The sequence below is a fragment of the Variovorax atrisoli 110B genome (genome assembly GCF_000382045.1).
Taxonomy (GTDB): Bacteria; Pseudomonadota; Gammaproteobacteria; order Burkholderiales; family Burkholderiaceae_C; genus Variovorax; species Variovorax atrisoli.
Genome location: NZ_KB907472.1, coordinates 1 through 20,176 on the forward strand (window position 1 = coordinate 1; position 20,176 = coordinate 20,176).

The window sequence follows — 20,176 nt, forward strand, 5'->3', positions numbered from 1 at the left end:
CGATGCCGCCATTGACCACCCGCGTCTCCCCCCCGCTGATCGTCTCCGTCGCCCCACCCGTGATCGTGCGCGTCTCCCCGTCGGTCACCGTCTCCGTCGCACCGCCCGTCACCGTGCGCTCCTCGCCCCCGTCGATCGTCTCCACCGCACCCTGCGTGATGTGCCGCTCCTCGCCAGACTCGTACGTCGCCGACTCGTGACCCTTGATCAGCGTCGTGCGCGTCTTCTCGGTCGTGTGCGTCTCGTCACCCTCCACCTCCACGTCCAGGTTGCGCTGCGCGTGCACCAGGATCTGCTCCGCGCCCATCTTGTCCTCGAACACCAAGGCATTGGCCGTCGCCTCCGAGCCACCCTTCGACGACCGCGTGACGATCCCGCTCTTGGTCGCCTCCCCGGGCAGCGCGAACGGCGGCATCTGGTCCGCGTTGTACACACGCCCAACGATCACCGGCCGGTCCGGCCGCCCGCCGATGAAGTCGACGATCACCTCCTGACCGATGCGCGGCGTGAACACGCCCCCGAACCTCTCACCCGCCCAGATGTGCGACACCCGCACGAAGCGCGAGCTGTTCTCGTTGCGCTGCCCATACCGGTCCCAGTGGAACTGCACCTTCACCCGCCCGTACTGGTCGGTCCAGATCTCCTCGCCCTGCGGACCGACGACCGTCGCCGTCTGCGGACCGCTGGTGCGCGGCACCGGCGTCTGCCTGGGCGCCCTGAACGCCAGCGCCGTGGGCTGCACCACGAAGTCGAAGTCGTAGGTGCCGCGCTCCGAGCCCGTGGCATACCCCCCCTCGCGCAGCGCGTACGACACCGACACCGCCAGGTACTCCTGGTTGTCGTCCGACCTCGGCGAGTTGCGCATCGTGAACTTGTAGCCCGGCGCCATCCCCCGCACGGTCGAGTGCCCGCTGCTGCGCTGCGCCAGCGACTGCGCCTCCTCCAGCCTCACCTTCGCGTAGTGCTCGCCGTCTCCCGCGGCCGGGTAGTCGCCCAGCCACTCGTACACCTCGTAGTCGGCGTTGTCGTGCCCCCGGGGCTGGCTGCGCACGTTGATCAGGTCGCCCTTGGGCGTGGTGAAGTTGAAGTCGTCCACCGTGTAGCTGCCCGAGCGCACTTCCTCGCTGGGCTGCCACTCCCGGATGACTTCCATGTCCTCGGTGATGTCACGGTCGGACGCGAAGTAGTCGATGGTCTCGTACCCGGGCGTCGCCTCGTGCGCACCGATGTCGTCGGACAGCACCAGCGTGTGCTGGTCCTTCTCGTGCCTGAACCAGTAGTAGATGCCCTCCAGCTCCATCAGCCGGCTCACGAAGGCGTAGTCACTCTCGTTGTACTGCACGCAGTATTCCCAGCTGCGATAGCTGCCAGAGAGCTGCTTCTCGAACGCGAAGCCGTAGTCGCCGAACACCTCCTCCAGGATCTCCACCACGCTCTTGTCCTGGAAGATCTTGTTGTCGCTCGAGCGCGTGAGGTACCACAGCCACGGCCGCACGCTGGCCCGGTACACCGTGTGGCGTTCCGTATCGCCCTCCCGCCCGATCATCGAGAAGCGCATCACCTGCCCGTTGAGGTACCTCGGCCCGCTGCCCGCAGTCTGGATCTCCAGCGTCAGCGGCTTGCCCAGCATCGACTTCAGATCCAGCGACGCGCTCGGACTCAGCAGGTCCACCTCGAATTCGAACAGCTGCGACAAACCCTCCGTGCCCCGCATCGAGCGGAACACCAGCTGGCTCTCGCCCAGCGGCGTGTGGGCTCGAACGACTCTGACCATGGGGGTTGTCTCCTTCTATTTTTTACGCTTCGGAAAACTCGTAGCGGAAGTCGTCGTCCGCGGCGCTGAGCTGCACGCCCGCAAGCTTGCGCGCACTGACCGTGGCCCCGATGACTTCCTCGCTCAGCCTCGGAAGGATCGTGTGCGTGAGGATCGCGTCGATCATCCGGCCGCCCGATTCGATGGCGGTGCAGCGGCGTGCGACGAGTTCGACGGCGCTGTCGTCGTAGGCCAGTGCGATGCCGTGGTTCGCCTGCAGGCGCGTCGCGATGCGATCGAGCTGCAGTCGGATGATGCGGTGCAACGCCTCCGCGTGCAACGGGTAATAAGGCACTACAACCAGCCGGCCCAGCAACGCGGGCGCGAACACCTTCAGCAGCGGTTCGCGCAGCGCGGCGGCCAGCGGTTCGGGGTCGGGGCGCAGGGTCGGGTCTTCGCACAGCTGCATGACCAGGTCGGTGCCGACGTTGGAGGTCATGATGATCACGGTGTTGCGGAAGTCGATGTGGCGGCCTTCGCCATCTTCCATCCAGCCCTTGTCGAAGACCTGGAAGAAGATCTCGTGCACGTCGGTGTGCGCCTTCTCGATCTCGTCGAGCAGCACCACGCTGTAGGGCCGGCGGCGCACGGCCTCGGTCAGCACGCCGCCTTCGCCGTAGCCCACGTAGCCGGGCGGAGCGCCCTTCAGCGTCGAGACGGTGTGCGACTCCTGGAACTCGCTCATGTTGATGGTGACGAGGTTCTGCTCGCCGCCGTACAGCGCCTCGGACAGCGCCAGCGCCGTCTCGGTCTTGCCCACGCCCGAAGGACCGCAGAGCAGGAACACGCCGACGGGCTTGTTGGGGTTGTCCAGCCGCGCGCGCGCGGTGCGGATGCGGCGCGAGATGGTCTCCAGCGCATCGGGCTGCGCGACCACGCGCGCCGAGAGGATCTCGCCGAGCCTGAGCACCGACTGCGCGTCGTCGCGAACCATCCGGCCGATGGGAATGCCGGTCCAGTCGGCCACCACGGTCGCGACGGCCTGTGCGTCGACGGCCGCGAGGATGAGCGGCGATTCGCCCTGCAGCTGCGAGAGCTTGTCCTGTGCCTCGTTGAGTTCGGCGCGGATCTCGTCGGGCGTGCGCTGGGGTTCGGCGGAAGGTGCGTCGGGATCGACGTCGACGTTCGCCGTTGCCTCAGCGTCCTCGGCTTCCGATGCCCCGGCCTGCGCCTGGGGCACCGCTGCCGGCGAAAGCTGCTTGCGCAGCGCGACGATGCGCTCGACCAGCGCGCTTTCTTCCACGCGCCGCTTCTCGAGCACCTCGAGCTCTGCCTTCGCCTGCGCGACCTGCGCCGCGATGTCTTCGACGCGCTGCGGCTCGCCCACGCCGATCGCAGCCTCGCGCTCCGCGATGCCCGATTCGATACCGAGCACCTCGATGCGGCGCTGCAGGTCCTCGATGGCAGCCGGCAGTGCATGCTGGCTCAGCGCGACGCGCGCGCATGCGGTGTCGAGCAGGCTCACCGCCTTGTCGGGCAGCTGGCGCGCGGGGATGTAGCGGTGCGACAGGCTGACGGCCGCCTCGAGCGCGGCGTCGAGGATGAGCACGCCGTGGTGCTTCTCGAGCTCGGCCGAGATGCCGCGCAGCATCAGCACCGCCTTGGGCTCGGTGGGCTCGTGCACCTGGATGGTCTGGAAGCGCCGCGTGAGCGCCGGGTCCTTCTCGATGTACTTCTTGTACTCCGACCAGGTGGTCGCGCCGATGGTGCGCAGCCGACCGCGTGCAAGCGCAGGCTTGAGCAGGTTGGCCGCGTCGCCGGTGCCAGCCTGGCCGCCTGCACCGACCAGCGTGTGCACCTCGTCGACGAAGAGCACGATCGGCTTCGGACTCTTCTCGACTTCGTCGATCACCTGCCGCAGCCGCTGCTCGAACTCGCCCTTCACACCCGCGCCGGCCTGCAGCAGCGTGGGGTCGAGCACCCACAGCGACACGTCCTTCAGCGAAGGCGGCACATCGCCCGCGGCGAGGCGCGAAGCCAGGCCTTCGACCACCGCCGTCTTGCCGACGCCGGCCTCGCCGGTCAGCAGCGGGTTGTTCTGGCGGCGGCGCATGAGGATGTCGATGATCTGGCGGATCTCGTCGTCGCGGCCGTAGACCGGATCGAGCTCGCCCGCGCGCGCCTTGGCGGTAAGGTCGCTCGCGTACTTGGCGAGCGCCGAGCCACCGGCCGCGGGGCCGTCGCCCTGGTGATGTGCCAGGGCCGGTGCGCCGCCTGCGGCGCTGGCCTCGGCGGCGTCGAAGTCGTCCTCGGGCGATCCCTCGGTCCACGGGGCCAGCTGCGCTACCAGCACGTCAGGCACGATCTTGTCGAACTCCCGCGAGATGCCAGAGAGCACCTGCCGCAGCCCCGGCGTCTTGATGATGCCCGCAAGCAAATAGGCGCCGCGGATCGAGGTGGCCTCGAAGCGCAGGCTCGCATAGACCCATGCGCGCTCGACGGCATTGTCGACGTGCTCCGAGATGTCGCTGATCGAGGTGGCGCCGTGCGGCAGCCTGTCGAGGGCGCGCACGAGGTCCTGCTCGACGGCATCGAGGTTCAGCCCCGCGCGCTTGATGATGCGCAGCAAGTCGCTGTCCTGCTGCTGCAGGATCTGATGGAGCCAGTGCACCAGCTCGACGTAGGCATTGCCGCGCAGCTTGGCGAAGGCGGTGGCGGTCTCCAATGCCTTGTAGAGCATCGGATTCAACTTGGAGAACAGAGAGACGCGGCGGATGTCGGTCATGGAACTAAGCTAACCCCCAGTCTTCGCGCACTTCGTGTCGCTACGCCGCCCCCCTTGCAGGGGGCAACACCGGTGGCCCGGCAGAGCCGGTTCCACGGTGCTTCCCGAAAAGACCGTGAGGTGGTCATGTCGTGGGCGTCTCGCGCGAGGTCGCGGAAGACCGGGTAAGGGATGCATCGGAAGAAGCCGCCGATGCGGAACGGGAAAACAGTGCCTCGGGCTGGAACAGCATGTCGCCGGCGTCGGTGTCGGACATGCGCGTGCCCAGCCAGCTGCCCCAGCCCAGTCGCTGGTTGCTGTTGAGCCGCATGCCGTGCGCATCCTCTTTCCTGAGCACCAGCCGCAGCTCCCAGGCGAACTCGATGCCGACGTACTGCCGCACCCAGTCGACCACCTGCTGCAGCCGCTTGCTGCCGGGAAGGAACTCTCGGTACTGCTCCTGCGAGAGTGGCCCGAGCTCGAGGCGGAACTTGCTTTGAGCGTCGCGCACCGCCAGGCCGATGGTGGCGCCGCCGCCGAGCCTGTGGTTGCGCCCGAGCTGGCCGATGCGGCTGACCTGGCGCTCGTCGATCATCACCCAGTCGCTCACGAACTCGTCGACGCGCACCGGCACGTCGAAGTACAGCCGCAGGATCTGGATCAGCCCCTCGGGGTTGCGCGTCTGGCGCACGAGGTGGCCCGCCATGAAGGTGCGCGCATGGTCGGCGATGCGGTCACGCCCCTTGAGGCCGGGCTGCCCCATGTTCATGAGGCTGGCGACGTAGTCGACGAAGCGATGGCCGTCGGTGCGGTCGAGGCTGTTGACCGACTGCGCGTCGGCCCAGGCCCGGTAGAACAGCAGGATGAGCCGATGATGGAACAGGTCGGCGAACGCGCTGATGGTGTTGTCGGCGTGGTGCCGCTTGCGCTCGCGCGCGTACTCCGTCAGGTGCAGCGGCAGCGGGCCGTTGGGGCCGAACAGGCCGAAACCGTAGATCGAGATGCGCGGCGGCCCGTCGCCAGCGGCCTCGACGCCCGACACGTTCGAGGGCGCGAAGGCCATCGAGGGCTCCTGCCCGAGGCGCAGCGGCTCGTCGGTCGGGCGCGGCGCGCGGCCCAGCAGCGGGTGGTCGTCCTGCGCGTCGAGGCGGCGCAGCAGCATGAAGAGGTCGTGCTCGAAGGGTTGCTCGAGCAGCCTGGCCCAGAGCACCGGATCGGCCTGTTCGATGCCGCGTGCGGGCGCCGAGCCGGCGCGCGCCGCAGGCGGCACGGCTTCTTCACGGTCGGCGGCCTCCACCGTGTGCATCACCTCGCCCTGCGCAAGCTCGGCCGGCACGGCCTGCTGCGGCTCCTGGTGCTGCTGCACCGCGTCGGTGATGCCGATGTCGCTCATACGGCGGGGCGGCGTCCCACGCGCGGAGTCCAGCGCGCGATCTCGCCACGCTGAAGGCTGGTCAACGCGAATTCGGTGAACGCATTGAGCGACACGTGGCGGCTGAAGAACTGCTCGAGCACCGCGCCGAAGAGATACGGGCTCGCGCCCGAGAATGCGACCTCGTCGATCTTGAGCGCGATCTCCACGCCGCGCCCGAACACGATCGGCCCGGGCTCGGGCAGGCGACGGAACACCGGCGCCAGCGCCATCGAGCGCACGCCCTGTATCTGGCGTCGCACCGCGGGATCGGCGAGGTTGCCGTACAGGTCGAGCATCTCGCGCAGCGCTGCCGCGCCCTGTGCGGGATCGACGTCGGTGAGGCTCAGGTAGTTGAGGCCGAGATGGCTGATGAGGCGCCACGTGAGCGCGCCTTCGGCCAGCGCGGGGTACGGCCGCGAAGGCCCGCGCAGGATGCGGATGGAGCGCACGGGCGCGGACACGCGCAGCGTGAAGTCCGATTCGAGCCCCGTCGGCAGCAGCAGCGGCAGGTCGCGGTTGGTGCACAGCGCGTCGAGCGTGATGTGGCGCAGGCTGTGCGGGAACGGCGCGTCGTGCTGGTCGACGAGCGACACGTAGATCTCGCTGCCGGTGTAGCTGGTGCGCGTGCCCTGGGCGCGCGCCCGGTCGGACACGAGGCGCGGCTCGCGGCGCAGCGAGAAGTAAGCGCCGAAGTCGCCGTCGTCGGCCGCGAAGGAGCCGAGGAAGGGCCTGAACTCGCGCTCCTCGGAGCCGTTGGCCATGTGGCCGGTGACACGCTCGACGGTGAATATCTCGAAATCGCGCGGCCGCGTGCGGTCGATCACCGCATGGTGCTCGTGCTGGCCCGGTCCCACCGGAATGCGGTCGCTGCGGCGCGGCACGAGGTTGATGATGGGCGTGCAGAACAGCGAGAAGTGCTTGGCGTCCACCAGCCTTTCGAGGTCGGCATCGGCACGGTCGAGCAGGATCACGATCTCCATCGTGGTGCCGCTCATCGCTGCTGCCGCCGCGCGCATCTTGTTGATGCTGAAGAACAGGTAGCGGTCGGGGAAGGCGAAGTACTCGTGCAGCAGGCGGTAGCCCTGGAACGAGCGCGCGTCGTAGGGCAGCAGCGACTGGTCGGGCTCGAAGCCCTCGTGCCTGATGGCTTCGTCGCCCAGCGGCACGATCCGCGCCGCGGTGCCAGGACCGCTTCGGCACACCACGCCGACACTGTGGTGCACCGCGAGTTCGAGCACGCGCAGGGCATGCAGCTCGGCGCCGGAAAGGAAGAATTCGAGCCGGTCCAGCGGCATGTCGGCGAAGCGCGCGCCGCCCACCGCCTCCAGCTTGATGGTGATGGCGCTCTTCGCCTGCCGCGCGACCGCGGGCATCGCATGCGCGATCTCGGCAGGCACCGGGCCGATGCCGGCTTCGGCGATGCGGATCGGCCACAGCGTGACGGCATGGCCGGTGCGGAATTCGCAGGCCGTCTGTTCGCCCTTGATCATGCGCCCGCGCAGGATGGTGTGACGCGGCAGCTCGTAGCCTGCCTTCAGCGACCCTTCGTTGAGGTTGCCGTCGATCTGAACCACGGCCATGGCGGGCAGCGGCGCGAGGAAGTTGGGGTACACCACTTCGAGCAGTCGCTGCGAGAAGCGCGGGAACTCGGCATCCATCTTGAGCTGGATGCGCGCGGTGAGAAAGCTGAAGCCTTCGAGCAGCCGCTCCACGTAGGGGTCGCTGACCTCGATGCCGCGCATGCCCAGGCGCCCCGCGATCTTCGGATAGCGCTGCGCGAACTCGGCCCCGAGCTCGTGCATGTAGGTGAGCTCGCGGTTGTAGTAGTCGAGAAGCCGGGCATCCATCAGAGGCTAACCCCCAGGCTTCGCGCACTTCGTGTCGCTTCGCCAACCCCCTTGCAGGGGGCAACACCAGCGGCCCGGCAAAGCCGGTTCCGCGGTGTTCCACGGCAAGAGAATTCCTTCATCAGAGTCCTCCCGTCGGCCGCAGCACCATGTGCCCGCTTTCCAGGTCGAGCTCGGAACGCAGGATGAATTCGATGGGGTACGGCACCGACCACAGCGTGCCGCGGATCTCCAGCGCGAGCAGGTTGTGGTGTTCGAGCTCGGTGGCGTCGGTCACGCAGCGAACGTCGATGCTGTCCTTCATGATGCGCGGCTCGAAGTCGATGATGGCTGCGCGGATGGCCGCTTCGACGTCCGCGAAGTCGACCTCCGACATGCGCCCGCCGGCCCAGCCGCGAACGCCGAAGTTCACGACCGAGCGACGCGCGCGGGGCATGGTGTTGATGTCGTGGTCCGCGCCGAAGTTGGTGGTGTTGAGCAGCCACTGCAGGTCGCGCAGCACCGAGTCGCGCAGCAGCCTGCCGCTCATGAGGAAGGAACCCGCGCGCTCCTGCCGGACCTGCGGCGCCTTGTCGGTAAGGCGGTCCAGCAACACCGGCTGCAGGCGGTCGCGTGCGACGCTTTCCTGCTGGTCGCCGTCGGCGTCCATCATTGCACTCATCAGGCGGCGCCCTCTCGCGAGAACTCGATCAGCCGCAGGTCGAGCAGCGAATGGTCGCCTGCCTCGCTGATCAGGGTGCGCTGGCCCAGGCCCGCGTACTGTTCTTCGCCGGCCAGGGGCAGCCAGTCGGTGCGGCGGCCCAGTGCGGCCTCGTCGTCGAGGCCTTCTAGCCGGCCCGGGTAGCGCACGGGCACCAGGCCATTGAGCGCGCGACCGTCATGCAGCTCGAATTCGGTGGGAGCCCACAGCAGGTCGACCAGATGCTGCGGCCGCGAGAACTTGGCGCGGCGCACCTGCGTCAGCGGCAGCCAGGCATAGCCGGAAGGAGTGAGCAGTTCGAACACGGGGCCGATGCGGACGTCGCCGTCGCAGAGCCAGTCGAACTCGCTGTTCTGCACCGGCTCGCCATCGAGGGCCTGAACGGCGCGGGAATCGGTGCGGTCCACGCTGGTGATCTTGCCATGCAGCGCGGGTGCGGCCTGCCGCGCGCTCTCGCGCAGTGCCGCAGCCTCTTCGGCGCGATCGGCCGGCAGCGTGGCCGCTGCAATCAGTTGCTCGACCCATTCGGCGTTGCCGCCGACGATGGCCGGCGCACGTCCGCCCGACCAGAAGTCGCTGCGGTGGCGTTCGCCCGAAAGCGCCATCGAGCACGTGACGCTGGCGGGCGTGAAGGTGGGATCGAGCTTGGTGGCGAGCTTGAGCTGGTCTTCGGCCCGCTGCCACTCTCCACGCAATGCCAGGAAGTGGCACAAGGCCAGGCGCAGGCCTGCGTTCTGGGGATTGGAGCGGATCTGCCGCTGTACCCATTCGGTGTGCTCGGCCACTGAGCGATCGCCCAGCACTGCAAACCCATCACCCATGAAGCTTCCTCGCTGACTGGCTGGCACGCGGCGCGATCGTCGAGAAGGCCGCTGTGCGAAGGACGGCCGTGGCGGCCGTCGGGAAAAACGTCGCGGCCGGCCCGAGAGGCCGGCCGCGCATCGGGAAAAGGAAATCAGGCTTCCTTGTTTTCCTTGATGTTCCAGGCCAGAACCGTCTCGGCACCCTTGCCGCCCTTGTCGGTCTGTTCCCAGTACTGCTGCTTCACCTTGGCGGCCTGGAAGGCGTATTGCACGAACACGGCGTCCGAGCCCTGCTCGGCCGTGTACTGCACCGAGGTGACCAGCACTTCCTCGAGCGTGACGCGGGTGTATTCGATCTGCGAGCCGCCGGCCTTGCACACCGACACTTCCACCTTGCTCAGGTGCTTGCCGCTCGCGCAGTTCTTCAGCACCGACGGTGCCGCCTTGTCGATGCGCGCCAGCACCTGCAGGTCGTTGAAGCTGGCCTTGCCGACGCCGCCGCCGCCACCGCTGACCATGTTTCCAGGCTGCGTTGCACCCCACGCAAACGACTTGATGTCCGTCCACTCCTTGTGGTTCGAGTCCTTCGATTCGCCGTTCGCGCCTTCAACGCGCATGAACATGTCTACTGCCATGATTTAAACCCCCAGAGTTATTTGCGCCCGATTCCGGAACGCCGTTGAATTAGCTGCTGTCCTTCTTGTTGGATGGCAGCTTCGAAACCAGCCGCAACGACACCGTCAGCCCTTCGAGCTGATAGTGCGGCCGGAGAAAAAACTTGGCGGCGTAGTAGCCGGGGTTGTCCTCGATGGCTTCCACCTGGACTTCCGCCGCCGCCAGCGGCTTCATCGCCTTGGTGTCCTGCGAAGAGGTGCCAGGGCTGCCGTCGACGTAGTTCATGATCCAGTCGTTGAGCCAGCGCTCCATGTCCTCGCGCTCGCGGAACGAACCGATCTTGTCCCGCACGATGCACTTCAGGTAGTGCGCAAAGCGGCAGCATGCGAACAGGTACGGCAGACGTGCCGCCAAGTTCGCGTTGGCCGTGGCGTCGGCGTCGTAGTACTCGGCCGGCAGCTGGAGCGACTGCGCGCCGATGAAGGCCGCGAAGTCGGAGTTCTTGCGGTGCACCAGCGGCATGAAGCCGTTCTTGGCGAGCTCGGCCTCGCGGCGGTCGCTGATCGCGATCTCGGTCGGGCACTTCATGTCCACGCCGCCGTCGTCGGTCGGGAATGTGTGCGTGGGCAGGTTCTCGACCGCGCCGCCCGATTCGACGCCGCGGATCGAGGTGCACCAGCCGTACTGCTTGAACGAGCGGTTGATGTTCACGCCCATCGCGTAGGCCGAGTTGGCCCAGGTGTAGCGGTTGTGCGCCGCCGAGTCGGTCTCTTCCTCGAACTCGAACTCGTCGACCGGGTTGGTGCGCGCGCCGTAGGGCAGACGCGCGAGGAAACGCGGCATGGCCAGGCCGATGTAGCGCGCGTCTTCCGAATCGCGCAGCGAACGCCACGCGGTGTGCTCGGTGTTCTGGAAGATCTTGGTCAGGTCGCGCGGATTCGACAGTTCCTGCCACGAGTCCATCTGCATCACAGTGGGCGATGCGCCCGCGATGAACGGGCAGTGCGCCGCCGCGGCGATCTTGGCCATCTCGCCCAGCATCTCGACGTCGGGCGGGCTGTGGTCGAAGTGGAAGTCGCCGATCAGCGCGCCGAAGGGCTCGCCACCGAACTGGCCGTACTCGGCTTCGTAGATCTTCTTGAACAGCGGGCTCTGGTCCCAGCCGATGCCCTTGTGGCGCTTGAGCGAGCGCGCGACCTCGCGCTTCGATGCGCACATCACGCGGATCTTGAGCTGTTCGTCGGTCTCGGTGTTGTTGACCAGATAGTGCAGCCCGCGCCATGCGCCTTCGAGCTGCTGGAACTCCTCGTGATGCAGGATCTGGTTGATCTGCTCGGAGAGCTTGCGGTCGATCTCGGTGATGATGGCCTGGACGGTGCGATAGGCATCGTTGGAGACGGTGACGGTGCTCTCCAGCGCCTGCACGGCCAGCGTCTTTACGGCGTTCTCCACCGCCTCTCGGGCCTGGTCGGTCTTGGGCTTGAACTCGCGCTGCAGCAGGTTCGAGAACTCGTTCGGCTCCAGCGTCTCGACGGAGGCCGGTGCGCGCGCGGTGGTCTGTTTCGGTGCGGTGCTCATGATGATGGCGGTCCTTGCTGCTGCTCGCGCTTACTCGGAAGACGTACCGGGATTGCCGGCCTTTTCATTCGCGGCTTCCACCGCCTTGGCAACGGCCGGGTTGGGCGCCGAAGCCAGTGACTTCAGGAGTGCGGGGTTCTGCAGTGCCTGCGCGATCAGCTGTTCGGCACCGTTCTTGCCGTCCATGTACGAAAGCAGGTTCGACAGCTCGGTGCGCGCCTCGAGCAGCTGCTGCAGCGCACCGACCTGGCGGGCGATGCGCGCGGGCGAGAAGTCGTCCATGCTCTCGAACGTGATGTCCACGTTCATCTGCCCGTCGCCGGTGAGCGTGTTGGGCACCTGGAAGGCGACGCGCGGCTTGATGGCCTTCATGCGGTCGTCGAAGTTGTCGATGTCCACGGGCATGAACTCGCGCTCGGCGAGATCGGGCATGGGGTCGACCTGTTTGCCCGCGAGATCGGCGATGACGCCCATCACGAAGGGCAGCTGGATCTTGCGTTCGCTGCCGTAGATCTCGACGTCGTACTCGATCTGCACACGCGGTGCGCGATTGCGCGCAATGAACTTCTGACCACTGTTTCTGACACGGTTGTCTGCCATAAGCTTCCTCTTGAATCTGTAATGCGTGTGGGCGCGACCCGGGCCGGCCGGCTCGCGAGGCCCGCAACGGCCTTCGCCTCGTTACTCCGCGCTGCTCCCGTTCAACGGACGTCCTGCAAGGCTTTCTATCTTTTGCAATCCCTCTGGCACGAGTTCTTCGATGATCTGGAAGAAGTTGAGCTCCATCAGCCGCTGCGCTCTGCGTATGAGCATGGGCGCCGGATGGCTGGGCTCCGTGCGCTCCATGAACTGGCAAGCCTTCTCGAGCAATACCTGCACATCTTCACGGCTCGATATTTCAATATCCTTAATAAGTACTTGACGTAGGCCGGTACCGCTATTTGCTGCAGTACCGCCCACAGCGCCATTCGCCACTGCCGCGCTCACTCCCCCGTGCTGCACATCGGCGGCCGCAGGAGCTTCGCCGGCTGCCGCCGTCGGTGTCTGCGGCTGCTCCGGCAGCAGCTGCGCCACGGTGCGCAGCGAACGCTCGAGACGCGAGAAGTCGGGCGCCCAGCTCTGGCCGAGCGCGCGCTCGCAGGTCTCACGGATGCGCTGCAGCAGCTCCAGTGCCGCGCGCAACGCCACCACCGGCGGTGCCGCCTTTTCCTGCGCGCGCCGCACTGCATCCTTCAGCCGGCCGATACCGCCCGGGTAGTCGATCTGATGGTCGGTCTTGCTCGAATCGAGCAAGGCCTCGACCTGGCGCAGGGTCATCGATGCGCCGCTTTCATCGAGCAGGCGCGCGTCGCGCACGCTGCGTCCGAGTCCCTCGGCTTCGGCCAGTGCGGCCAGCGCATTCATGCGTGGCAGAGGATCCTCGAAGCCGTCGTCGACAACGCGCGGATGCACGTCGTCCCAGAATTTCTGAAGCACAACGTCGACGAGCTGCAGGCCTTCCACATAACCGGGCAGGCCGCGGCTCTCGGTCCACGCCAGCGTGAGAGGCACCAGCACGCGCAGGTCGCGCGTCCGCATGCAAAGCTGCTTCGCGATGCGCTCCACGCGGGCCCAGTCGGGAGGTTCGGCGGGAATGATCGTCGAGCCGAACTGCTGCTCGCGCTTGCCCGCTGTCGCCTGGTGCAACGCCATGAAATCGGGGTCGTACTCCAGGTCTTCACCGCAAGGTAGCGGGCCTTCTACAGGCTCCTGCAATAGATCGATCTCGGTCTGCGCCAACCTCTGCTCCCCTTGTTCAAACGTTTCCTAACAACAGCAATCTTGAGGGGAACAAGTGATGCGGTCAACAGCAACAGATTGCAACACGACGCGTATGAATTACTAAGAAGTACAACCTCTTTTGAAATTCAAACAGAACGACTACACGTCGTTCAAAGCAAATCGCGAGCAGCCAAATTGCGCATCAACGCACTGATACCAAAAGTCCACATCGGCGCCTTGTCCGCGTGTACCACGCGATTCACCAGCGCGCCGAGTTCCGGTGCGGCAATGCGCACGCGGTCTCCCACGACATGGGTGAATCCTTGTCCCGGCCCATGACGATCTTGTGTCGGCGCGAACATCGTTCCGAGAAACAACATGAATCCGTCGGGGTAACCGTGATTTTTTCCTACTGTTTGGGCCACGAGGTCGAGCGGATCGCGGCTGATCTTCGACAGCGAACTCGATCCCTCGAGCGTGAAGCCCTCCGGCCCCGTCACTTCCAGTTCGACGGTGATGCGCCGCACGTCGGCGATGCCGAAGTGCTCGTCGAAGAGGCGGATGAACGGACCGATCGCGCAGGATGCGTTGTTGTCCTTCGCCTTGCCGAGCAGCAGCGCGCTGCGGCCTTCGAAGTCACGAAGGTTGACATCGTTGCCCAGCGCCGCGCCCCAGGTTTCGCCGCGGCTGTTGACGGCGAGCACCACCTCCGGCTCGGGGTTGTTCCACACCGAGCCCGGATGAATGCCGATATCCGCGCCGGTGCCGACGGCCGACAGCACCGGTGCCTTGGTGAAGATCTCCGCGTCCGGTCCGATGCCGACCTCGAGGTACTGCGACCACGCGCCCTGCGCGATCAGCACTTCCTTGACCTTCATGGCCTCGGGCGAGCCGGGCACGATGTCCGCGAGGTTGTTGCCGAGCACGCTGCCGATGGCCGCGCGCGTGGCTTCCGCCTTAGACGCATCGCCTCGCGCCTGTTCCTCGATCACGCGTTCGAGCAGGCTTGCAACGAATGTGACCCCGCTGGCCTTGATGGCCTGCAGGTCGCAGGGCGCGAGAAGCCAAGGCCTGCTCGCATCGCGCGCAGTCTCGTCGCTGTTGGCAAGGGCTTCTTCGAGCGATGCGATGCGGGGTGCGGCTTGCAATGCACGGCGAACGGCCTGTGCGGGCGCCTCCTCGCCTTCGAGCAGATCGCTCATGGTGGGCGCGAGCTTCGACAGGTCGTGCAGGCCACCTTCGTGAACGGCCACCAGCACGGGGCCGACACCGGGCTGCCAGAGGCGCCCGACAAGAGTGGCGCGTTCGGCGTCGCGGGGCAGGCTGGAAGAGGTGGAAAGATCGAGCGGCATGGCGGGTTGTCTCCGTGGTGAATGTGGCTGCTACGTCGAATCGTAGCGGCGCCCGAAGAAAACAGCCTGCGCGGCCGCCCGGTCCTCCTGGTTTACGGCCTCAATGCTTCGATGCGCGCACGCGCGCCACCTCGGCAGGCAGGTCGGTCCACGCCGGCTCCTGCGGCGCGAAGCGAGCGCGCATGTAGCCTGCGAGTTCGGCGATCTGCCGGTCGTCGAGCACCTCGCGGAAGCCCGGCATGAAGCCGATGTCGCGGCTCGCGGGTTCGCGCACGCCGTCGAGGATGGTGCGCAGCAGGTTGTCGGGCCGCGCGCTGGTGAGGTTGCTGTTGAGCGCGAGCGGAGTGTTGACGCCCAGCAGCGTGGGGCCGTTGCCGTCGTGGTGGCAGGAGGCGCAGGCGCTGTCGAACATGCGCTGTGCGGGGCCCAGCAGCTGCCCTTGGGTGCGCGCCGCGGCGTTCACGACCTGCTGCGCCGCCAAGCCGGGATCGGCGGCCGGTTTCGGATTGAACGAGCCGAGATAGGCAGCCATCGCACGGATGTCCTCGTCGGGCACCTGGGCGAGCTCGCGCACGACCTCGGCCATCGGCCCGCCCGCGATGCCGTGGCGCTGCGTATGGCCGTGGCGCAGGTAGCGATAGAGCTCGTCGGCATCCCACGGCACCGCCGACTTCGACGCCAGCTGCGTGAGCGCCGGCGCCTCCCATCCGTCGACCATCGCGCCCGAAAGGAAGGCGCTGCCACCCTGCTCCGCGCCCAGCGCGTTGCGTGGCGTGTGGCAGGCGCCGCAATGCCCCAGGCCGTTGACGAGGTATGCGCCGCGGTTCCACTCCGCGCTCTGCGCGGCCACGGGCTGCATCGGCGACGGATCGTGGAAGAGCGCGTTCCAGCCGGCCATCAGCGGCCGGATGCTGAACGGGAACTTGAGCTCCGACTTCGGCGTTTCCGCGCGCACCGCGGGCAGCGACATGAAGTACGCATACAGCGCCTGCAGGTCGTCGTCGCTGGTCTTGGCGAAGGCGGTGTAGGGGAACGCGGGATACAGGTGATGGCCGTCGCGCGAAATGCCCTCGCGCATCGCGCGCTGGAAGGCGCTGAACGACCAGCGCCCGAGGCCCGTCTCCGCGTCCGGCGTGAGGTTGGTGGTGTAGAGCGTGCCGAAGGGCGTTTCCATGGCGCGTCCGCCCGCGTTGGCCGTGCCGCCGGGCGCGGTGTGGCACACGGCACAGTCGCCCACCGCGGCGAGCACACGGCCGCGTTCGATGGTGGTCTGGCTGTAGACCGGCGCGGTGAGCGACACCGGCGCGATGGCCGAGCGCCAGCCGAGCAGTCCCGCGATGACGCCGAGGCCGCCGACGACCAGCGCCGCGCCGGTGGCCCACACACTCTTGCGCCGAGGCCATGGCGCATCGCTCCTTCCCCCTTTGGGGGAAGATCGGGATGGGGGCACGGCAGCGTCGCCATCCGGGCGCCGCATGCCCCCACCCCCGCCCTCCCCCAGAGGGGGAGGGAGCAGACCCCGGTTCAACTCCGCGAGCACCGTCTCCGGCGTGAACGGCGGTGCCCTGAAGCGCACGCCGGTCGCATCGAAGATCGCGTTCGCGATCGCCGCCGTGCCCGGCACCGAAGAAGACTCGCCCGCACCCAGCGACGGCTCGCCGGGCCGCGGCATGTGCATCACCTCGATCACCGGCACTTCGCGGAAGTTGATGATCGGGTAGCTGCCCCACTCGCGGCTGGCGACCACGCCGGAAGGCAGCACGCCCGGCAGCTGCGCGTCCGCCGCCGTGCCTTGCTGTTGCTGCTGTTGCGGTGCGAACTGCACCTGCTCCTTGAGCGCCCGGCTCGTCGTCTGGATCACGTTGCCGTGCACCTGGTGCTCGACGCCCGCCGGGTTGATCATCAGGCCGGCGTCATGCCCCACCACCACGCGGCGCACGTGCACCTCGCCGGTCTTGCGGTTGACCTCCACGTCGGCCACCCACGCGGCCCACGCCGCGCCGAAGCCAGGCCACTTGCTGTGGATGTATCTCGCGTAGGCGAAGCCCTGGCCGAAGAGGATGTCGCCGCCCTCTCCCAGTCCGCCATCGGCGTTCTCCTGCGGCCCGGTGCGCATGCGCCAGCCGGCCTTCTGCACGGTGGCCTGAACGAGCTCGACGGCGCGCGGGTCCTGCAGGTGCCGAAGCCTGAACTGCACCGGATCGAAACCCGCAGCCGTCGCCAGCTCGTCGATGTACGACTCGTGCGCGAACGAACTCGGCAGCGCCGACACGCCGCGCAGCCATGACGCGCGCACGATCGGCGCCATGTCGTTGACCTTCACGCGCAGGTTGTCGTAGCTGTAGGGCGGACGCGCGGTGCGGTCGCCCATCTCGAAGGCCTGCGCGACCGGCTCGATGGTGCGCGTGAGCAGCAGCGCGAGCGTTGGCGCGCCATTCGACGGGTAGGAGGTCTCGAAGTCGTAGGCTGCGACGCTGCCGTCGGCCATGAGCCCGCCGTCGATCTCCATGAGCTGTGCGGCGCCCTTGGGCTCCCACGCATGCTCCTGCTCGCGCGTGAGCTGCACGCGCACCGGTGCACCCGCCGCGCGCGCGAGCAGCGCCGCGTCGGCGGCCACGTCGTCGGCGCCGTTGCGGCCGTAGCAGCCGGCAGCCTCCATGCGGACCACGTCGACCTGCACGTCCTCCACGCCCATGAGCCTGGCGAGATCGGCGCGCAGAACGTGCGGGTTCTGCGAGCCGGCCCAGCATCGCAGTTGCATGCCGCTGCCGTCGGCGGGCTGCCATTCGGCCAGCGCGCACGACGGGCCGATGGACGCATGCATCTGGTAGGGCCACACGTAGGTGCGGTGCATGGGCTGCGCGGCCGCTTCGATGGCGCCGTCGACGTCGCCTTCGTCGACCAGCAGCCGCTGTGTCGAGGGGTTGTCGCGCAGGGCCTGCGCGAGATCGCCGAGGTCGGGCAGGCCGGGCCATGGCTTCCACTTCACGCGCAGCTCGCGCAGGGCCTGCTCGGCGTGCTCCTCGCGCTCGGCCACGATGCCGACGAAGTCGCGGATGACCACCACCGCGCGGATGCCGGGAATGTGTGCGATCGACGACTCGTCGACCGATTCCAGCGTGTTGCCGATGAAGTCGCCATGGTCCGCACCCGCGTACGGCGGGCGCACCACGCGGCCGTGCAGCATGCCGGGCACGCGCATGTCGTGCACGAAGACGAGTTCGCCCGCGAGCTTGGCCGGGATGTCGACGCGCGCCTGGCGCGTGCCGACCACGCGATAGTCGGCCGGGTCCTTGGGCCTGGCCTGCGGATCGAGCTTGAGCACGGTGCGCTGGCCCGCGACGAGGTCGGCGTAGCTGACATGCCGGTCGGGCGCCTCCGCAACGCGCACCACGCCGTTGCGCACCTGCAGCGCGTCCTCGGTCACACCCAGGCGTTCGGCCGCACGCGCCAGCAGCCATGCGCGCGCCTGCGCGGCCGCGAGCCGCAGCGGCTGCGCATGGATCTGGATCGACGCGCTGGCGATGGTCGCGCCCTGGTTGGGCGCGCGCGCGGTGTCGCCGAGCATCACGCGCACGCAGGGCATGCCGAGATCGAGCTCCTCGGCCACGATCTGGCCGAGCGCCGTCTGGATGCCGGTGCCCAGGTCGACGTGTCCGTTGAGCGCGGAGGCGCTGCCGTCGTCCCACACGGCGAGCAGCACCTCGTCGCCCTCGGCGGGGTTGCTGGCGATGAAGGCAGGCTGGCCTTTGGCCGGGGGCGGCGGCGGCGGGGTCTCGCGCAGCACCAGCAGCACGCCGGCGGCGGCAAGGAACTCGGCGCGCGTGCGCGGCAGGTCTGCGCGGCGCATCATGGCATTTGCTCCCTCTCCTGCTCGCGGGAGAGGAGACAAGACCAGCGGCTCATGGGTTGAGCTCCTCGCGCATGCGCACTGCCGCGCGTTGCACCGCGTCGAGGATCTCGATGTGCGTGCCGCAGCGGCACAGGTTGCCCGACAGTTCGGCGCGTATGCGCTGCTCGCTCGCCTGCGGATCGCGTGCGAGCAGCGCGGCGGCCTGCATCACCATGCCGTTGAGGCAGTAGCCGCACTGTGCGGCCTGCGCCTCTTCGAAGGCGGCCTGCACCGGGTGCCAGCTGCCGCGCGAGCCCAGGCCTTCGAGCGTGGTGATGGCGCGTCCCGCCACGCCGTGCGCCGGAATCACGCAGGAGCGCGCGGCCACGCCGTCGACGTGTACGGTGCATGCACCGCACTGTCCCAGCCCGCAGCCGTACTTGGGGCCGTTCAGCCCCAGGTCGTTTCGCAGCAGGTGCAGCAGCGTCGCCTCGCGCGGCACGCCTTCGATCGATTGCGCCCGGCCGTTGACCAGCAGGCGCAGCGGCTCAGCGCCGCAACTGGCCGTCACGGGTGTACATCTCCAGATCGACGAAGGTCGAGCCGTTGTGATTCTTCGCGCTGTACTCGATGGGGAAGTCGCCGAAGCGCGTGCTGCCGATGCTCTCCAGGCCCGCGATGAAGTTGTCGCGCGTGAGCGCCTTGCCCGCGCGGCGCAGGCCCTCGACCATCACGCGCGCGACGATGTAGCCCTCCAGCGCGGTGTAGCTGTCGATCTTCTCGCCGAACTCGGCGCGGTCGCGCTGGTAGTCGGCCACGATGGGCACGCGCTGCGCCTGCGGCGGCGGCACGATGCTGGCCGTGACAAGGCCCGCGAGCTTGCCGTCGAGCCGCTTGGCCGAACCGGCCGCATCGGTGATGCCGACCGACAGCGTGTACAGCGGCGAGCCCACGGCGCTGGCGCGGTAGTCGCGCATGAACACTTCCACCATCCGCCCGGCCATGATCATCACGACCGCGCCCGGCTTCGTCTCCGCGAGGCCGGCGACGACCTGCTTCGCGTCCTCGGCCGCGATGGCCAGCGGGAAGGTCTTGAGCACCTTCACCTTGTAGTCGGCCGCGAGCTCCTCGCAGGTGGCGAGGTTCGACTTGCCGAAGGCGCTGTCCTGGTAGACCACCGCGATCGACTGGATGCCGATGGTCGAGAGGTGGCTGATGATCTTGCGCAGCTCCAGGTCGTAGCCCGCGCGCACGTGGAACAGGTAGCGGTTGACCTTGGTGCGGAACGACGTGGTGCCCACCAGCGGCGCGAACATCGGCACGCCGGCCTTCTCCGCGAGCGGCATCGCCGCCGCGAGATTGCCGGTGGCCACATAGCCGGTGAGCGCGAAGACCTTGTCCTCGTCGATCAGCTTCGCGGTGTTCACGGCCGTCTTCGCGGGGTCGTACGCGTCGTCGTAGGTCACCAGCTCGATCTTGCGGCCGTTCACGCCGCCCGACTTGTTGACCCGGTCGAAGTAGAGCTTGATGCCCGCGCGGTAATCGATGCCGAAGTCCTTGGCCGGTCCGCTGAACACGGCCGACTGGCCGATGCGGATGGTGGTGTCGGTCACGCCGGTCGTGCCGTTGTCCGCGCGCGCCGGCCGCAACAGGCCGGGGCCGAGCGCCAGGGCGGCGGCGCTCGCCACCATGGCACGCCTTGAGATCGAGGGCTTCATGCGTCGTGGGTCCCGTGTTCCTGTTGCTCTTTCGGAGTC

The 20,176-nt window shown here is 67.8% G+C and carries 14 protein-coding genes; all 14 read right to left on the reverse strand.

Annotated elements, in window-relative coordinates:
- Positions 1-1,774 (reverse strand): type VI secretion system Vgr family protein (locus G369_RS0133315; RefSeq protein WP_019658408.1); only part of this gene is annotated, 1,774 nt, incomplete at its 3' end.
- 22 nt (positions 1,775-1,796) lie between these two features.
- Positions 1,797-4,538, reverse strand: coding sequence for a type VI secretion system ATPase TssH (gene tssH / locus G369_RS0133320; RefSeq protein WP_019658409.1), 2,742 nt, complete (start codon positions 4,536-4,538; stop codon positions 1,797-1,799).
- A gap of 124 nt (positions 4,539-4,662) precedes the next feature.
- Positions 4,663-5,910, reverse strand: a complete 1,248-nt coding sequence (tssG, locus tag G369_RS0133325) for a type VI secretion system baseplate subunit TssG (protein WP_019658410.1) — start codon at positions 5,908-5,910, stop codon at positions 4,663-4,665.
- Entirely contained in the window at positions 5,907-7,778 is a 1,872-nt protein-coding gene (gene tssF / locus G369_RS0133330) for a type VI secretion system baseplate subunit TssF (RefSeq protein ID WP_019658411.1), read from the reverse strand. Before tssF ends, tssG begins: the two co-directional genes overlap by 4 nt.
- A gap of 121 nt (positions 7,779-7,899) precedes the next feature.
- Complete coding sequence (gene tssE, locus G369_RS0133335) at positions 7,900-8,427, reverse strand: type VI secretion system baseplate subunit TssE (RefSeq protein WP_020723435.1); 528 nt, start codon at positions 8,425-8,427, stop codon at positions 7,900-7,902.
- Positions 8,428-8,438: 11 nt separating this feature from the next.
- Positions 8,439-9,299: a type VI secretion system accessory protein TagJ gene (locus G369_RS0133340; RefSeq protein ID WP_019658413.1), complete on the reverse strand. Its 861-nt coding sequence runs from the start codon at positions 9,297-9,299 to the stop codon at positions 8,439-8,441.
- Positions 9,300-9,433: 134 nt separating this feature from the next.
- Positions 9,434-9,916 carry an Hcp family type VI secretion system effector gene (locus G369_RS0133345; RefSeq protein ID WP_019658414.1) on the reverse strand — a complete coding sequence of 161 codons (483 nt, stop codon included), beginning with the start codon at positions 9,914-9,916 and terminating at the stop codon, positions 9,434-9,436.
- Between the two features lie 49 nt (positions 9,917-9,965).
- Entirely contained in the window at positions 9,966-11,474 is a 1,509-nt protein-coding gene (gene tssC / locus G369_RS0133350; RefSeq protein ID WP_019658415.1) for a type VI secretion system contractile sheath large subunit, read from the reverse strand.
- A gap of 30 nt (positions 11,475-11,504) precedes the next feature.
- Positions 11,505-12,074 carry a type VI secretion system contractile sheath small subunit gene (gene tssB / locus G369_RS0133355; protein WP_019658416.1) on the reverse strand — a complete coding sequence of 190 codons (570 nt, stop codon included), beginning with the start codon at positions 12,072-12,074 and terminating at the stop codon, positions 11,505-11,507.
- Positions 12,075-12,155: 81 nt separating this feature from the next.
- Positions 12,156-13,253 carry a type VI secretion system protein TssA gene (gene tssA / locus G369_RS0133360; protein ID WP_019658417.1) on the reverse strand — a complete coding sequence of 366 codons (1,098 nt, stop codon included), beginning with the start codon at positions 13,251-13,253 and terminating at the stop codon, positions 12,156-12,158.
- 152 nt (positions 13,254-13,405) lie between these two features.
- Positions 13,406-14,587, reverse strand: coding sequence for a fumarylacetoacetate hydrolase family protein (locus G369_RS0133365; protein ID WP_019658418.1), 1,182 nt, complete (start codon positions 14,585-14,587; stop codon positions 13,406-13,408).
- A 100-nt stretch (positions 14,588-14,687) separates the two neighbouring features.
- Positions 14,688-18,440, reverse strand: a complete 3,753-nt coding sequence (locus tag G369_RS0133370; protein WP_019658419.1) for a molybdopterin cofactor-binding domain-containing protein — start codon at positions 18,438-18,440, stop codon at positions 14,688-14,690.
- 49 nt (positions 18,441-18,489) lie between these two features.
- Positions 18,490-18,990, reverse strand: a complete 501-nt coding sequence (locus G369_RS0133375; protein WP_019658420.1) for a (2Fe-2S)-binding protein — start codon at positions 18,988-18,990, stop codon at positions 18,490-18,492.
- On the reverse strand, positions 18,968-20,137 hold the full coding sequence (locus G369_RS0133380; protein WP_026346846.1) for an ABC transporter substrate-binding protein: 1,170 nt from the start codon (positions 20,135-20,137) through the stop codon (positions 18,968-18,970). The genes G369_RS0133375 and G369_RS0133380 overlap by 23 nt, the downstream gene beginning before the upstream one ends.
- Positions 20,138-20,176: the final 39 nt, after the last annotated feature.

Excerpts from the sequence above, each read along its gene's own strand:
- tssF (WP_019658411.1), bottom strand. The coding sequence starts at position 7,778 with ATGGATGCCCGGCTTCTCGACTACTACAACCGCGAGCTCACCTACATG.
- tssC (WP_019658415.1), bottom strand. The coding sequence starts at position 11,474 with ATGAGCACCGCACCGAAACAGACCACCGCGCGCGCACCGGCCTCCGTC.
- tssE (WP_020723435.1), bottom strand. The coding sequence starts at position 8,427 with ATGGACGCCGACGGCGACCAGCAGGAAAGCGTCGCACGCGACCGCCTG.
- G369_RS0133370 (WP_019658419.1), bottom strand. The coding sequence starts at position 18,440 with ATGATGCGCCGCGCAGACCTGCCGCGCACGCGCGCCGAGTTCCTTGCC.
- tssH (WP_019658409.1), bottom strand. The coding sequence starts at position 4,538 with ATGACCGACATCCGCCGCGTCTCTCTGTTCTCCAAGTTGAATCCGATG.
- G369_RS0133380 (WP_026346846.1), bottom strand. The coding sequence starts at position 20,137 with ATGAAGCCCTCGATCTCAAGGCGTGCCATGGTGGCGAGCGCCGCCGCC.
- tssB (WP_019658416.1), bottom strand. The coding sequence starts at position 12,074 with ATGGCAGACAACCGTGTCAGAAACAGTGGTCAGAAGTTCATTGCGCGC.
- tssG (WP_019658410.1), bottom strand. The coding sequence starts at position 5,910 with ATGAGCGACATCGGCATCACCGACGCGGTGCAGCAGCACCAGGAGCCG.
- G369_RS0133340 (WP_019658413.1), bottom strand. The coding sequence starts at position 9,299 with ATGGGTGATGGGTTTGCAGTGCTGGGCGATCGCTCAGTGGCCGAGCAC.
- G369_RS0133345 (WP_019658414.1), bottom strand. The coding sequence starts at position 9,916 with ATGGCAGTAGACATGTTCATGCGCGTTGAAGGCGCGAACGGCGAATCG.
- G369_RS0133365 (WP_019658418.1), bottom strand. The coding sequence starts at position 14,587 with ATGCCGCTCGATCTTTCCACCTCTTCCAGCCTGCCCCGCGACGCCGAA.